This window comes from Caenispirillum bisanense, assembly GCF_900230255.1.
GTDB lineage: Bacteria > Pseudomonadota > Alphaproteobacteria > Rhodospirillales > Rhodospirillaceae > Caenispirillum > Caenispirillum bisanense_A.
This window is the reverse complement of record NZ_OCNJ01000007.1, coordinates 14,341-28,236: the sequence shown is the minus strand read 5'-3', so window position 1 is coordinate 28,236 and position 13,896 is coordinate 14,341. Positions and strand designations below refer to the sequence as shown.

Here is a 13,896-nt window from a genome sequence, read left to right as displayed (position 1 = left end):
CGGCCCATGGACGAGGAGCGCATCATTTCCGGCCGCCCGCGCGAGGACGACGCCGCCGCCGACCCGGCCATGCGGCCGCAGACGCTGCGCGAGTTCATCGGCCAGCGGGTGCTGCGCGAGAACCTGGAGGTCTACATCCAGGCGGCGCGTCAGCGCGGCCAGGCGCTCGACCACGTGCTGTTCCACGGTCCGCCCGGCCTCGGCAAGACGACGCTGGCGCAGATCGTGTCGCGCGAACTGGGCGTCGGCTTCCGCGCCACCTCCGGCCCGATGATCGCGCGGGCCGGCGATCTGGCCGCCATTTTGACCAATCTCGAACGCAACGACGTCCTCTTCATCGATGAAATTCATCGCCTTAATCCTGCCATAGAGGAAGTGCTGTATCCGGCCATGGAGGACTTCCAGCTGGACCTCGTCATCGGCGAAGGGCCGGCGGCGCGCAGCGTGCGCATCGACCTGCAGCCCTTCACGCTGGTGGGTGCGACGACGCGGCGCGGCCTGCTCACCCGCCCGTTGCGCGACCGGTTCGGAATCCCCCTGCAGATGAACTTCTACGAACCCGACGAACTGGAGGCGATCGTGCGCAGGGGCGCCACGGTACTGGGGCTGGAAATCACCCGCGACGGCGCGATGGAAATCGCCCGACGGTCGCGCGGCACGCCGCGCGTCGCCGGCCGCCTGCTGCGCCGCGTGTCCGATTTCGCCCTGGTGGCCAGGCGCTCGCCGGTCGACCGGGTGGTGGCCGACGCCGCGCTCAAGCGCCTGGACGTGGACGCCATGGGGCTCGACGCCATGGACCGCCGCTACCTGGATTGCATCGCCCGCCACTACGGCGGCGGCCCGGTGGGGGTGGAGACGCTGGCCGCCGCCCTGTCGGAGGAGCGCGACACCCTGGAAGAGGTGATCGAGCCTTTCGTCATCCAGAAGGGCCTCATCCAGCGCACCCCGCGCGGCCGCGTGCTGACCGAAAGCGGCTTCCGCCACATGGGGCTGGTGCCGCCGGCCCGCGAGGCGGGTGCCGCGCAGTTCGACCTGCTCGACCCCCGCGCCGACGACGGGGACGAGGCATGAGCGGTTCCGCCACGGCCCCGGTGCCGGCGCAGGGCGTGGTCCGCGACGGCGTGCACGTCTTCCCGGTGCGGATCTATTACGAGGACACCGACGCCGGCGGCATCGTCTACCACGCCCGCTACCTGCATTTCACCGAGCGGGCGCGGTCGGAACTGATGCGCCTGTGCGGCTACGACAACCGGGACCTCATGAAGGATCCCGGCATCGCCTTCGCGGTGCGCAAGGCGACCTGTGACTTCCGCCGCCCGGCGGTGCTGGACGACCTGCTGGAGGTCCACACCACGGTCGGCAAGGTCGGCGGCGCCTCGTTCGAGGCGGTGCACGAGATCAAGCGCGACGGGGAGATCCTCGTGCGCATCGACATCAAGCTGGCCAGCATGGCGCTGGCCGGAGGCGTGGCGCGCCTGCCCGATGCCGTGAAGCATCGCCTGGCGGGGCTGCTGAGCGGAGACTAGAGGGGTCCATGGAAGCGCAAGCCGTAGCCGCTGCGGGTCAAGTCGCCGACCTGTCGATGTGGGGCCTGTTCATGCAGGCCGACATCGTCGTGAAGTCGGTCATGATCGGCATGGTCCTGGCGTCGATCTGGTGCTGGGCGATCATCTTCGACAAGGTGATCCGCCTGCGCAAGCTCTCCGCCATGGCCGAGAACTTCGAGGAAAAGTTCTGGTCGGGCGGGTCGCTGGAAGACCTCTACGACCGCATGGGCAACCGCCCGAAAGACCCCATGAGCGCCGTCTTCGTCGCCGCCATGCGCGAATGGCGCCGCTCGGCGGGCAAGCTGGGGTCGGAAGGGGGCGCGCGCGCCTCGCTCGCCCAGCGCATCGAGCGGGTGATGCAGATCACCCTGGCGCGCGAGATGGAAAGCCTGGAAAAGCGCCTCGGCTTCCTCGCCTCCACCGGCTCGACGGCGCCGTTCATCGGCCTGTTCGGCACGGTGTGGGGCATCATGAACAGCTTCCACTCCATCGGCATGAGCAAGGACACGAGCCTCGCGACCGTCGCGCCGGGCATCGCGGAAGCGCTGTTCGCCACGGCGCTGGGGCTGGTCGCGGCCATCCCGGCGGTGATCGCCTACAACAAGATCTCGTCGGACCTCGACGCCTACGCCAAGCGCCTGGAGAACTTCGCCGGCGAGTTCGCCGCCATCCTGTCGCGCCAGCTCGAGGAGCACTGAGCCATGGGCATGTCCGTCAAGCGCGGCGGCGGCCGGCGGGCCCGCCGGACCATGAGCGAGATCAACGTCACGCCCATGGTCGACGTGATGCTGGTGCTGCTGGTGATCTTCATGGTCACCGCGCCCATGCTGGCGACCGGCGTCGACGTCAGCCTGCCCAACGCCAGCGCCCCGCCGCTGCCGCAGACGGACAAGAACTCCATCACGGTGAACGTGCTGGCCGACGGCTCGATCATCCTCAACAGCGGCGGCGACCAGCCCGACCGCACCACCGACCTGGAAAGCCTGGTGGCCCAGATGGCGGCCATCCGCCAGGCCAACGAGCAGGCCGGGCAGGAGAGCATGGTCTTCGTGAAGGGCGACCAGTCGCTCGCCTACGGGCAGATCATGCAGGTGATGGGCGTGCTGTTCACCGCCGGCTACACCAAGGTCGCCCTGAACACCGACCCCAAGGCGGCGGCCAAGGCCGCTGCCAACAAGACCAACAAGACGAACTGAGGCGACCACGCGATCATGCTGTTCGGCGGTGACGATCCGGAAGACGATGGCGGCCTGCGCACGGGCGTGGTGCTGTCGGTCGTCTTTCATGCGGCCGTGGTGGTGGTCGGCGTGGTCGGGCTGCCGTTCCTGACGCGCGAGCCGCCCGAGGTCGAGCAGTTCGTCATGGTGGTGAACCCGCAGATCGCCGACATCACCGCCGCGCCGCCGCCGGCGCCGAAGAAGGCCGACAAGCCGACGCCGCCGCCCGCCAAGGTCGACAGCCCGATCCCGAAGCCCGAGCCGGTGCCCGAGCCGCCCAAGCCGCAGCCGCCCAAGCCCGAGCCGCCGGCGCCCGAGCCGCCGAAGCCGGCGCCCGCGCCCAAGCCGCCCGAGCCCAAGAAGGAAGAGCCCAAGCCCAAGCCGCCGGAGCCTCCCAAGAAGGAGGAACCGAAGCCGCCCGAGCCCAAGCCGCCCGAACCGAAGCCCGAGGCCAAGCCGGAACCCAAGCCCGAGGCCAAGCCGGAGCCGAAGCCCGAGCCGAAGAAGGAAGAGCCGAAGCCGAAGCCGCCGGAGCCGAAGAAGGAAGAGGCCAAGAAGCCGGAGCCGCCGAAGAAGGACGAGCCGAAGAAGACGGCCGCCAAGGAGCCGGACCCCTTCGACTCGCTGCTGAAGACGGTGGAGCAGATGAAGGACTCGCCCTCGGCCGCGCCGCCGAAGACGGATCCCGGCCCGGCCCGCGGCTCGACCACCTCCAAGGAGGCGGCGAGCAATCAGGTGGCGCAGGCGCCGCGCATTTCCGACATCGCCACGGCGAGCGAGCGGGAGGCGATTCGTGCCCACGTGCAGCCGCACTGGTTCCTCGATGCGGGCATGAAGGGCATCGCCCAGATGTTCGCCGAGATCCGCGTCAAGGTCGGCCCCGACGGCAAGGTGCTGTCGGCCGAGGTGGTGAGTTCCGCACCGCCGGGCACCGAGAGGCAGTTCAAGGCGTTCGCCGAGAGCGCGCGGCGTGCCGTGCTGAAATCGAGCCCCATTCCGATCCCGCCCGGGAAGTACGACACGTTCAAGGATATGATCCTGGTGTTCAGGCCGGAGGATGCGCTGTAAGCATATGGCGCCCCTCCGGCCACCTCGCCGCGAGCCCGCAATCCACTCCCTGCCGTCCATCCTGGAGGACGACGAACTCATGCGCATGATCAGCCCGACCAAGTTCTTCCTGCGCGGCATGCTCGCCGCGCTCGCGGTGGTGGCGACGGCGGCCGTGCTGGCGGTGGCGCCGGCGCGAGCCGAGGTCCGCATCGACATCACCCGCGGCAACGTGGAGCCCATGCCCATCGCCGTGGTGCCGTTCGGCGCCGCCGACGCGCAGGCGGCCCAGCTCGGCCGCGACGTCGCCCAGGTGGTGGCGGCGGACCTGGAGCGTTCCGGCCTGTTCCGGCCGCTCGACCAGGCCGCCTTCATCCAGCGCGACCTGCAGATGAATGCGCCGCCCCGCTTCATGGACTGGCGTTCCATCGCCGCCCAGGCGCTGGTGCACGGCGTCGTCGAGCCGCAGCCCGACGGCCGCGTGCGCATCAGCTACCGCCTGTGGGACGTGTTCGCCGAGGCCCAGATGACCGGCCAGGCCTACACCACCCAGGTGGACAACTGGCGCCGCATCGCGCACATCATCGCCGACGACATCTACGAGCGCATCACCGGCGAGTCCGGCTACTTCGACAGCCGCGTCGTCTACGTGGCGGAAAGCGGCCCGGCCACCAACCGCCGCAAGCGCCTCGCCATCATGGACCAGGACGGTGCCAACCACCGCTACCTGACCGACGGCTCCACCCTGGTGCTGACGCCGCGCTTCTCGCCGACCAGCCAGGAAATCACCTTCATGTCGTATTCCAACGGCGTGCCGCGGGTGTTCCTGTACAACATCGACACGCGCCGCCAGGAGCTGCTGGGCGAGTTCCCTGGCATGACCTTCGCGCCGCGCTTCTCGCCGGACGGCAACAAGGTGATCCTGTCCATGGCCAAGGACGGCAACACCGACATCTTCGAGATGGACCTGCGCACCCGCCGCATCACCCGTCTGACCAATCACCCGGCCATCGACACCAGCCCGAGCTACAGCCCGGACGGCAAGCAGATCACCTTCAACTCCGACCGCGGCGGCGCCCAGCAGATCTACGTCATGGACGCCGACGGCGGCAACGTGCGCCGCATCAGCTTCGGCGACGGCCGCTATGCGACGCCGGTGTGGTCGCCGCGCGGCGACCTGATCGCCTTCACCAAGATGAAGGGCGGCCGCTTCTACATCGGCGTCATGCGCCCCGACGGCCAGGGCGAGCGCCAGCTGGCCACCGACTACCTGGTGGAAGGCCCGACCTGGGCGCCCAACGGCCGCGTGCTGCAGTTCTTCCGCCAGAGCCACGGCGGTGGCAACGCCGCGCCGAAGCTCTATTCCATCGACCTGACGGGCAACAACGAGCGGCTGGTGGTCACCCCCGGCGACGGTTCCGACCCCGCCTGGTCGCCGCTGCTGCAGTGACACGCGAATGACCCAGCGCCGTCACGCCATCGTGGCTTGGCGGCGCGGGATGATTTCCGCTACACAGGCGCCAGCCTGATGCATTTCCAGCCCCCCGTCGGGCAGACGTCACATTTCCACGGGAGAGTTTCCATGAAGATCCGTTCGTTGAGTGTCATCGCGGCCGTCGCGCTGCTCGCCGCCTGCTCGTCGGCGCCGGAAGACGACGCCGGCATGGGCGGCGCCGGCATGGGTGCCGGTGCGGGCGCCGGCGCCGGAGCCGGCGTGGGTGCGGGCGGTGCCGGCATGGGTGCCGGCCAGTACGCCCCGGGCTCGGTGGAGGAATTCCGCCAGGTGGTCGGCGACCGCGTGTTCTTCGGCACCGACGAATACGCCATCAACGCCGAGGCCCAGGCCACCCTGCGCCGTCAGGCCCAGTGGCTGCAGCAGTACCCGCAGGCCAGCCTGCTCATCGAAGGCCACGCCGACGAGCGCGGCACCCGCGAGTACAACCTCGCACTCGGCGAGCGCCGCGCCGTTTCCGTGCGCGACTTCCTGGCCGCCCAGGGCGTCTCGCCGAGCCGCATCAACGTCGTGTCCTACGGCAAGGAGCGCCCGGTCTGCGCCGAGAGCAGCCAGGCCTGCTGGGCGGAGAACCGTCGCGGCGTGACCGTCCTGCGCTGATCGCGGCGGACGTTCGTCATCGCGTATGATCGAGGATCGGGCGCCCGGCGCCGCCGTTTCGCGTTGACGAAGCGGCGGGGCAGGGCGCCCCATTCTCGTCTCAAAGTCGCGCCATGCTGGCGGGACGGATGAAGTCGACAGGCACCAAGGAGGGTTCCATCGTGCGCAGCAAGGGCTGGATCATGGGTTCCGGGCGTCGTCTCGCGGCCGCGCTGCTGGTCGGGGCGAGCCTCGTCGCGTTGCAGGCGCCGCCGGCGGCGGCGCAGGACGCGCGCGAGCTGTCTGCCCGCATGGAACGGCTGGAACGCGACCTCCAGGTGCTGCAGCGCCAGCTCTACCGCGGCGAGGTCGGCGGCGCGCAGCAGTCCGCGCCGTCGGGCGGCTTCGCCGGCGGCGGCGAGCTGTCGGGCGACATGGCGGCCCGGCTGCAGCAGCGGCTCATCCAGATCGAGGAACTGGTGACCAAGCTCACCGGGCGCGTCGAGGAGAACCAGTACCAGGTGCAGCAGTTGTCCTCCAAGGTCGACCGCTTCGTCGACGACATCGACTTCCGCCTGCAGGAACTGGAGAAGGGTGGCGGGGCCGCCGCCACGGCCGAGGCCGCGCCGGCCCAGGGTCAGGCGCCGGCCCAGGCCGCCGCGCCGGCCGCCGGCTCCAGCAACTCCGCCGCCAATCCGGGTCTGGCGCCCGGCCAGGGCACGCTCGGCACCCTCGGCGGTTCGGCCGCTCAGGGCCAGGGCTCGCAGCAGGCGGCCGCGCCCGCCGGCGCCGCGCTGCCGGCCGGCGCGCCGGAGGAGCAGTACAAGTACGCCTTCGGCCTGCTGCGCAAGAACGACTACCCGTCCGCCGCCAAGGCCTTCGAGGCCTTCCTGGCGCAGCACCCCAAGCACGATCTGGCCGGCAACGCCCAGTACTGGCTGGGCGAGACCTATTACGTGCAGAACTCCTTCGACAAGGCGGCCGTCGCCTTCCTCGAGGGCTACCGCACCTACCCGAAGAACTCCAAGGCGCCGGACAACCTTCTGAAGCTCGGCCTCACCATGGCCAACCTGAAGAAGGACCGCGAGGCCTGCGCCGCCTTCGGACGCATCGGCAGCGAGTACCCGCAGGCCCCCGACGCCATCAAGCGCCGCGCCCAGAGCGAGTCCCAGCGCCTGAACTGCGGCGCCCAGTGAGGCCATGAGCGGCGCCGCCCCCGCCGCGCCCGCAGCCGTCTCGGCGGAGGCCTTCGCCGGCCTCATGGCGCCCTTCGCGCCCTTCGAGACGGCGCCGCGGCTGGCGGTGGCGGTATCCGGCGGGCGCGACAGCCTGGCGCTGGCGTTGCTCGCCGACGCCTGGGCGCGGGAGCGGGGCGGGGCCGTCCTCGCCCTGACCGTCGACCACGGCTTGCGGCCGGAGAGCGCCGACGAGGCCGCCCGGGTGGGGGAGTGGCTCGCCGCCCGCGGTGTCGCCCATCGGGTGCTGGCGTGGCGGGGCGACAAGCCCGCCGCCAACCTCCAGGCCGCCGCCCGCGAGGCGCGCTACGGCCTGCTGCGCCGGGCCTGCGCCGAGGCCGGCATCCTGCACCTTCTCACCGCCCACCACCGCGACGACCAGGCGGAAACGCTGCTGCTGCGGCTCGGCCGGGGCAGCGGCCTGTTCGGGCTGTCGGGCATGGCGGCGGAGAGCTATTTCGCCGAATGCCGCCTGCTGCGGCCGCTGCTGCCGGTGCCGCGCGCGGCACTGGCAGCGACTTGCCGCGCCGTCGGCCAGCCGTGGATCGACGACCCGAGCAACGGCCGCGCCGATTACGCCCGCGTCCGCCTGCGCGGCCTCGCGCCCCTGCTGGCGGCGGAGGGGCTGACGGCGGAGCGTCTGGCGGCGACCGCCGACCGCCTCGGCCGTGCCCGGGCGGCACAGGAAGCGGCCGTAGCCGCCGTGCTGGCGGCGGCCGTGGACCTGCACCACGACCTCGGTTTCGCGATGCTCGATCCGGCGCCCCTGCTGGCGGCGCCGGAGGAGGTCGGCTTGCGGGCGCTGGCGGCGGTGCTGGCTTGCGTCGGCGGCGGGGCCTACGCGCCGCGCCTGGAGTCGCTGGAAGGCGCCTACGGCCGGATCGGGCAGGAGGCCCTGACGGTCGCCGGCTGCCGCCTCGTGCGGCGGGGCGGCGGCTGGATCGTCTGCCGCGAGGCGGGCAGGGCGGCGCCGCCGGTACCGCTCGCCGCCGGGACGTGGGACGGCCGCTGGACGTGGCCGGCGCCGGCCGCCGCTGCCGAGGACTTTTCCATGGGTGCCGTGGGCGCGGGCGGGCTGGGTCATGTTCCGCGCGCGGCGCGGCGCGGCCTGCCGGCGGTTGTGGTCGAAGGGCTGCCCACGCTTCTGCGTGGTGGCGTGCCGGTCGCCGTCGGGCCGCTGCAATGGGTTGCCGAGCAAGGCCTTCCGGCATTTCCGAGCCCGAGGTTTGCCCCGCGCGTTGCCATGACGTATGTTGGCCGTGGCGGCTTGCGCGCGGGGCGCCGCCCCCTATGTATGCAGGTGTAGACTGACCGTGCGGCGGCTACCGGCCTCGAAGCCATCGGGCCGCGCGTCTTGAGTGGAAGGGTCTGGATTTGAACTTCAGCAAAAACGTTCTTCTGTGGGTGATCATCGCCGTCCTGCTGGTGGCGCTGTTCAACCTGTTTCAGACGTCTTCCCCGCGCGGTACCCAGGCGCCCGTGGCGTACTCCGATTTCCTGGACTACGTGGACCGCAACGAGGTCCGCGACGTCACCATCCAGGGCAACCAGCTGAGCGGCCACTACCAGGACGGACGGCAGTTCTCCACCTACGTGCCGCCGCAGACCAACGACCTGGTGCCGCAGCTGCGCGAACACGGCGTGCGCGTGAATGCCATGCCGGCGGAAGACAACGTGCCGACCTTCTGGGGCATCCTGATCAGCTGGTTCCCCATGCTGCTGCTGATCGCCGTGTGGATCTTCTTCATGCGGCAGATGCAGGGCGGCGGCGGCAAGGCCATGGGCTTCGGCAAGTCCAAGGCGAAGCTGCTGACGGAGAAGTCGGGCCGCGTCACCTTCGACGACGTCGCCGGCATCGACGAAGCCAAGCAGGAACTGGAAGAGATCGTCGAATACCTGCGCGATCCGCAGAAGTTCCAGCGCCTGGGCGGCAAGATTCCGAAGGGCGTGCTGCTGGTCGGCCCGCCGGGCACCGGTAAGACGCTGCTGGCGCGCTCCATCGCCGGCGAAGCCAACGTGCCGTTCTTCACCATCTCGGGCTCCGACTTCGTCGAGATGTTCGTGGGCGTCGGCGCCAGCCGCGTGCGCGACATGTTCGAGCAAGGCAAGAAGAACGCCCCCTGCATCATCTTCATCGACGAAATCGACGCGGTCGGCCGTCATCGCGGCGCCGGCCTCGGCGGTGGCAACGACGAGCGCGAGCAGACCCTGAACCAGCTGCTGGTGGAGATGGACGGCTTCGAGGCCAACGAGGGCGTCATCCTCATCGCCGCCACCAACCGCCCCGACGTGCTGGACCCGGCGCTGCTGCGCCCCGGCCGCTTCGACCGCCAGGTGGTGGTGCCGAACCCCGACGTGCTCGGCCGCGAGAAGATCCTGAAGGTCCACACCCGCAAGGTGCCGCTGGCGCCGGACGTGGACGTGCGCATCATCGCCCGCGGCACCCCCGGCTTCTCGGGCGCCGACCTCGCCAACCTGGTGAACGAGGCCGCCCTCATGGCCGCCCGCAAGGGCAAGCGCGTGGTGACGCAGAGCGACTTCGAGGAAGCCAAGGACAAGGTCATCATGGGCGCCGAACGTCGCTCCATGGTCATGACCGAGGACGAGAAGCGCCTGACCGCCTACCACGAAGGCGGCCATGCCCTGGTCACCCTGAACTGCCCCGAATACGACCCCATCCACAAGGCCACCATCATCCCGCGCGGCCGTGCGCTGGGTCTGGTGCAGAGCCTGCCGGAGCGCGACCGCATGTCGCACTCCCGCGAGTACCTGGAAGCCTTCCTCGCCATCGCCATGGGCGGCCGCATCGCGGAAGAAGTGGTGTTCGGCAAGGAGAAGGTGACCACCGGCGCCTCGCAGGACATCAAGATGGCCACCGACCGCGCCCGTCGCATGGTCACCGAGTGGGGCTTCTCCGAGAAGCTCGGCCCGCTGACCTACGGCGAGCCGGACGGCGAGGTCTTCCTCGGCCACTCGGTGACGCAGCACAAGAACATGTCCGAGCGCACCGCGCAGATGGTCGACGAGGAAGTCCGCAGCATCGTCGACTCCGGCTACAACCGCGCCTACCGCATCATCACGGAACAGCGCGACCGGCTGGAAGCCATCGCCCAGGCGCTGCTCGAGTACGAGACGCTGTCGGGCGAGGAACTGAAGACCATCTTCAACGGCGGCAGCATCCGCCGCGACGAAGACACCGGCGGCGGCAGCCCGCAGCCGGCCGGCGGTCGACGCTCCTCCGTGCCGGTGGCCGGCAAGGGCGAAGTCGGCGGCAGCGGCGGCATGGGTCCGGAGCCGCAGCCCGGTACCTGAGGCAACCGACCGTGACCATGACCGCGTTCCAGACCGCGATCCAGGAAAGCCCCGCCCTCCCGCGGGGCTTTTCCTCGTCCGACGCGGCGGCCGTCGCCCGCCGCGTCTACCTCGCCCCCGCCGGCCTCGCCACCGGCGCCGCCGCCCGTGCCCTGGTGGGCGGCGGGCGCGGCCGGCCGCTCGCCGGGCGCACGGACCTCGCCTTCGGGCTGGTGGCCGTGCTGGTGCGGCGCGACGGCGGCGGGGCGAGCCTCACCGTCGTCGACGAGCCGACCCTGACCGCCTGGGGGCGAGACTGCGGCGAAGGCGTCGCGGCCCATGTGGCGGCGACGCTCGACCGGCTGGCGGCGGCGCGCCCCGATTTCGCCGGCCTGCCCATGGACCGGCCGCACATCATGGGCATCCTCAACGTCACCCCGGACAGCTTCTCCGATGGTGGCGACCGCTTCGACCCGGCGGTCGCCATCGCCGCTGGCACCGCCATGCTGGAGGCCGGTGCCACCATCCTCGACGTCGGCGGAGAGTCCACCCGCCCGGGCGCCCTGGCGGTGCCGCCGGAGGAGGAAATCCGCCGCGTCGTGCCGGTGGTGCGGGCCCTGGCCGAGCGCGGCGCCTGCGTCTCCATCGACACCCGCAACGCCGCCACCATGGCCGCCGCCGTCGCGGCGGGTGCGCGCATCGTCAACGACGTGACGGCCTTGACCTGGGACGCCGAGGCCCTGCCGACGGTGGCGCGGCTGCGCGTGCCGGTGGTGCTCATGCACATCCAGGGCGAGCCGCAGACCATGCAGCAGGCGCCGGTCTACGACGTGGCGCCGCTCGACGTCGCCGACTGGTTGGCCGAGCGCGTGGCGGCGGCGGAGGCGGCTGGGGTGGCGCGCGAGAACCTCTGCCTCGACCCCGGCATCGGCTTCGGCAAGACGGTGGACCACAACCTGGAAGTCCTGGCGTGGTCGGGGCTGCTGCACGGCTTCGGCCTGCCGCTGCTGCTCGGCGTGTCGCGCAAGAGCTTCATCGGCCGCCTGAGCGCCCAGGAGCCGCCGAAGGAGCGCCTCCCGGGCACCATCGCCGCCGACCAGGCGGGGCTCGACCGCGGCTTCCAGATCCTGCGGGTGCACGACGTGGCCGAGGCGCGTCAGGCGTGCGCCCTATGGCGGGGGTTGGCCCTCGCCTGACGACGTGTTGCCAAGGGCGGCCGTTCTCGGCTAGTCCTAGGGGAACCGTTCTGTCGACACCTCTGGCAACGGACCCGTCCATGACCACCAAGCTGTTCGGCACCGACGGCGTGCGCGGCACCGCGAACGCCTATCCCATGACCGCCGACGTGGCGCTGAAGATCGGCATGGCCGCCGGCGCACACTTCACCAACGGCGATCACCGCCACACCGTCGTCATCGGCAAGGACACCCGCCTGTCGGGCTACCTGCTGGAACCGGCGCTGACGGCGGGGTTCATCTCCGTCGGCATGGACGTGATCCTGGTCGGCCCCATGCCGACGCCGGCCGTCGCCATGCTCACCCGCTCGCTGCGGGCGGATCTCGGCGTCGTCATCTCGGCCTCGCACAACCCGTTCGAGGACAACGGCATCAAGCTGTTCGGCCCCGACGGCTTCAAGCTGTCCGACGCCACCGAGGACACCATCGAGCACATGGTCCACAACGGCCTCGACGCCCTGCGCGTCGGGCCGGAGCGCCTGGGCCGCGCGCGCCGCATGGAAGACGCCTCGGGCCGCTACATCGAATACGTCAAGGGCGTGCTGCCGCGCGACCGTCGCTTCGACGGCCTCAAGGTGGTGGTCGACTGCGCCAACGGCGCGGCCTACAAGGTGGCGCCCATGGTGCTGTGGGAACTGGGGGCGGAAGTCATCCCCATCGGCGTCGAGCCCAACGGCACCAACATCAACAAGGGCTGCGGCTCGCTCTATCCGGAACGCATGCAGCAGGCGGTGGTCACCCACGGCGCCGACATCGGCATCGCGCTGGACGGCGACGCCGACCGCATCCAGGTGTGCGACGAAACCGGCCGCATGATCGACGGCGACCAACTCATGGGCCTCATCGCCGCCGCCTGGAAGCGCGAGGGCAAGCTGCAGGGCGACGCCCTGGTGGCGACGGTCATGTCCAACCTCGGCCTGCAGCGCTACCTGGAAAGCGTCGGCCTTGCCATGGTGCGCACCAAGGTGGGCGACCGCTACGTGGTCGAGGCCATGCGCGAGGGCGGCTACAACCTCGGCGGCGAGCAGTCGGGCCACATCGTGCTCGGCGGCCAGGCGACCACCGGCGACGGCCTCATGGCGGGGCTCGAGGTGTTGTCGGAACTGGTGCGCTCCGGCCGCAAGGCGAGCGAGCTTCTCCACGTGTTCGAGACCGTGCCGCAGCTTCTGAAGAACGTGCGCATGGCCGACCGCGCCGCCGCCAAGGCGGCCATGGGGTCGGACGTCATCCGCACCGCCATCGGCGCCGCCGACAAGCGCCTCGCCGAGGCCGGCGGCCGCCTGCTCATCCGTGAGTCGGGCACCGAGCCGGTGGTGCGCGTCATGGCCGAGGGCGACGACGCCGCCCTGGTGAAGGACGTGGTCGAGGGCTTGTGCGACGCCATCGCACGCGAAGCGGCGAAGGAAGCGGCATGATGCAGGGGCGCGTTCTCATCGTCGCCGGCAGCGACAGCGGCGGCGGCGCCGGCATCCAGGCCGACATCAAGGCGGTGACCTGCCTGCAGGGCTTCGCCATGACCGCCATCACGGCGCTGACGGCGCAGAACACCTGCGGCGTCCACGGCGTCCACCCGATCCCGCTGGACTTCATCCGCCAGCAGATCCAGGTGGTGGTGCAGGACATCGGCGCCGACTGCATCAAGACCGGCATGCTCGGCGATGCGCCCACCATCGAGACGGTCGCCCTGGCGCTGGAGGAATTCGCGCCGGACGTGCCGCTGGTGGTCGATCCGGTCATGGTCGCCAAGGGCGGCCACCCGCTGCTCGCCCAGGAAGCGGTGACGGCGCTGAAGGGCCGGCTCATCCGCCGCGCCGCGCTCATCACCCCCAACCTGCCGGAAGCGGAATCGCTGGTCGGCCGGCCCATCCGCACGCTGGCCGACATGGAAGCCGCCGCCGACGACCTGCTGGCGCTCGGCGCCCGCGCGGTGCTGCTGAAGGGCGGCCATCTGGCGGCGGAGGAGCGGCTCATGGACCTGCTCATCACGCCCGACGGCGTGACGCGCTTCGAAAGCGGCCGCGTCGCCACCACCTCCACCCACGGCACCGGCTGCACGCTGGCCTCGGCCATCGCCGCCGGCCTCGCCCAGGGGCGGGACCTGACCCAGGCGGTGGCCCGCGGGCGCGACTACGTGCTCGGCGCCATCCGCACCGCGCCGGGCTTCGGCAAGGGCCACGGTCCGCTCGACCACGCCCACACCGTGCGCCCCTTCGACCGCCTGTAGACGACGAA

The 13,896-nt window shown here is 71.0% G+C and carries 13 protein-coding genes; all 13 read left to right on the top strand.

The window, feature by feature from the left end:
- Nucleotides 1-6: 6 nt before the first annotated feature.
- Nucleotides 7-1,071: a Holliday junction branch migration DNA helicase RuvB gene (gene ruvB / locus CRP50_RS15780; RefSeq protein ID WP_097280145.1), complete on the top strand. Its 1,065-nt coding sequence runs from the start codon at nucleotides 7-9 to the stop codon at nucleotides 1,069-1,071.
- Complete coding sequence (locus CRP50_RS15775) at nucleotides 1,068-1,526, top strand: YbgC/FadM family acyl-CoA thioesterase (RefSeq protein WP_097280144.1); 459 nt, start codon at nucleotides 1,068-1,070, stop codon at nucleotides 1,524-1,526. Before ruvB ends, CRP50_RS15775 begins: the two co-directional genes overlap by 4 nt.
- 8 nt (nucleotides 1,527-1,534) lie before the next feature.
- Nucleotides 1,535-2,245 carry a protein TolQ gene (gene tolQ / locus CRP50_RS15770; RefSeq protein WP_097280143.1) on the top strand — a complete coding sequence of 237 codons (711 nt, stop codon included), beginning with the start codon at nucleotides 1,535-1,537 and terminating at the stop codon, nucleotides 2,243-2,245.
- A 3-nt stretch (nucleotides 2,246-2,248) separates the two neighbouring features.
- Complete coding sequence (tolR, locus tag CRP50_RS15765; protein WP_097280142.1) at nucleotides 2,249-2,743, top strand: protein TolR; 495 nt, start codon at nucleotides 2,249-2,251, stop codon at nucleotides 2,741-2,743.
- Between the two features lie 15 nt (nucleotides 2,744-2,758).
- On the top strand, nucleotides 2,759-3,832 hold the full coding sequence (locus tag CRP50_RS15760; RefSeq protein ID WP_097280141.1) for a TonB C-terminal domain-containing protein: 1,074 nt from the start codon (nucleotides 2,759-2,761) through the stop codon (nucleotides 3,830-3,832).
- A gap of 79 nt (nucleotides 3,833-3,911) precedes the next feature.
- Nucleotides 3,912-5,261: a Tol-Pal system beta propeller repeat protein TolB gene (tolB, locus tag CRP50_RS15755; protein ID WP_416045214.1), complete on the top strand. Its 1,350-nt coding sequence runs from the start codon at nucleotides 3,912-3,914 to the stop codon at nucleotides 5,259-5,261.
- A gap of 132 nt (nucleotides 5,262-5,393) precedes the next feature.
- On the top strand, nucleotides 5,394-5,924 hold the full coding sequence (pal, locus tag CRP50_RS15750; protein WP_097280140.1) for a peptidoglycan-associated lipoprotein Pal: 531 nt from the start codon (nucleotides 5,394-5,396) through the stop codon (nucleotides 5,922-5,924).
- A gap of 161 nt (nucleotides 5,925-6,085) precedes the next feature.
- Nucleotides 6,086-7,099, top strand: coding sequence for a tol-pal system protein YbgF (gene ybgF / locus CRP50_RS15745; RefSeq protein WP_176525205.1), 1,014 nt, complete (start codon nucleotides 6,086-6,088; stop codon nucleotides 7,097-7,099).
- 4 nt (nucleotides 7,100-7,103) lie between these two features.
- The gene (tilS, locus tag CRP50_RS15740; protein ID WP_097280138.1) at nucleotides 7,104-8,444 is read left to right on the top strand and encodes a tRNA lysidine(34) synthetase TilS; all 1,341 of its coding nucleotides are present in this window, start codon (nucleotides 7,104-7,106) and stop codon (nucleotides 8,442-8,444) included.
- A 68-nt stretch (nucleotides 8,445-8,512) separates the two neighbouring features.
- Nucleotides 8,513-10,450 (top strand): ATP-dependent zinc metalloprotease FtsH, encoded by a 1,938-nt coding sequence (gene ftsH, locus CRP50_RS15735; protein ID WP_097280137.1) that lies wholly within the window; start codon nucleotides 8,513-8,515, stop codon nucleotides 10,448-10,450.
- 17 nt (nucleotides 10,451-10,467) lie between these two features.
- Nucleotides 10,468-11,625, top strand: a complete 1,158-nt coding sequence (folP, locus tag CRP50_RS15730; protein ID WP_097280391.1) for a dihydropteroate synthase — start codon at nucleotides 10,468-10,470, stop codon at nucleotides 11,623-11,625.
- Nucleotides 11,626-11,705: 80 nt separating this feature from the next.
- The gene (gene glmM, locus CRP50_RS15725; RefSeq protein ID WP_097280136.1) at nucleotides 11,706-13,079 is read left to right on the top strand and encodes a phosphoglucosamine mutase; all 1,374 of its coding nucleotides are present in this window, start codon (nucleotides 11,706-11,708) and stop codon (nucleotides 13,077-13,079) included.
- Nucleotides 13,079-13,888: a bifunctional hydroxymethylpyrimidine kinase/phosphomethylpyrimidine kinase gene (gene thiD / locus CRP50_RS15720; RefSeq protein WP_097280135.1), complete on the top strand. Its 810-nt coding sequence runs from the start codon at nucleotides 13,079-13,081 to the stop codon at nucleotides 13,886-13,888. Before glmM ends, thiD begins: the two co-directional genes overlap by 1 nt.
- Nucleotides 13,889-13,896: the final 8 nt, after the last annotated feature.

What these genes read in the sequence shown, in the direction of transcription:
- ruvB (WP_097280145.1), top strand. Translation starts at nt 7, where the DNA reads ATGGACGAGGAGCGCATCATTTCCGGCCGCCCGCGCGAGGACGACGCC.
- CRP50_RS15775 (WP_097280144.1), top strand. Translation starts at nt 1,068, where the DNA reads ATGAGCGGTTCCGCCACGGCCCCGGTGCCGGCGCAGGGCGTGGTCCGC.
- tolQ (WP_097280143.1), top strand. Translation starts at nt 1,535, where the DNA reads ATGGAAGCGCAAGCCGTAGCCGCTGCGGGTCAAGTCGCCGACCTGTCG.
- tolR (WP_097280142.1), top strand. Translation starts at nt 2,249, where the DNA reads ATGGGCATGTCCGTCAAGCGCGGCGGCGGCCGGCGGGCCCGCCGGACC.
- CRP50_RS15760 (WP_097280141.1), top strand. Translation starts at nt 2,759, where the DNA reads ATGCTGTTCGGCGGTGACGATCCGGAAGACGATGGCGGCCTGCGCACG.
- tolB (WP_416045214.1), top strand. Translation starts at nt 3,912, where the DNA reads ATGCGCATGATCAGCCCGACCAAGTTCTTCCTGCGCGGCATGCTCGCC.
- pal (WP_097280140.1), top strand. Translation starts at nt 5,394, where the DNA reads ATGAAGATCCGTTCGTTGAGTGTCATCGCGGCCGTCGCGCTGCTCGCC.
- tilS (WP_097280138.1), top strand. Translation starts at nt 7,104, where the DNA reads ATGAGCGGCGCCGCCCCCGCCGCGCCCGCAGCCGTCTCGGCGGAGGCC.
- folP (WP_097280391.1), top strand. Translation starts at nt 10,468, where the DNA reads ATGACCGCGTTCCAGACCGCGATCCAGGAAAGCCCCGCCCTCCCGCGG.
- glmM (WP_097280136.1), top strand. Translation starts at nt 11,706, where the DNA reads ATGACCACCAAGCTGTTCGGCACCGACGGCGTGCGCGGCACCGCGAAC.
- thiD (WP_097280135.1), top strand. Translation starts at nt 13,079, where the DNA reads ATGCAGGGGCGCGTTCTCATCGTCGCCGGCAGCGACAGCGGCGGCGGC.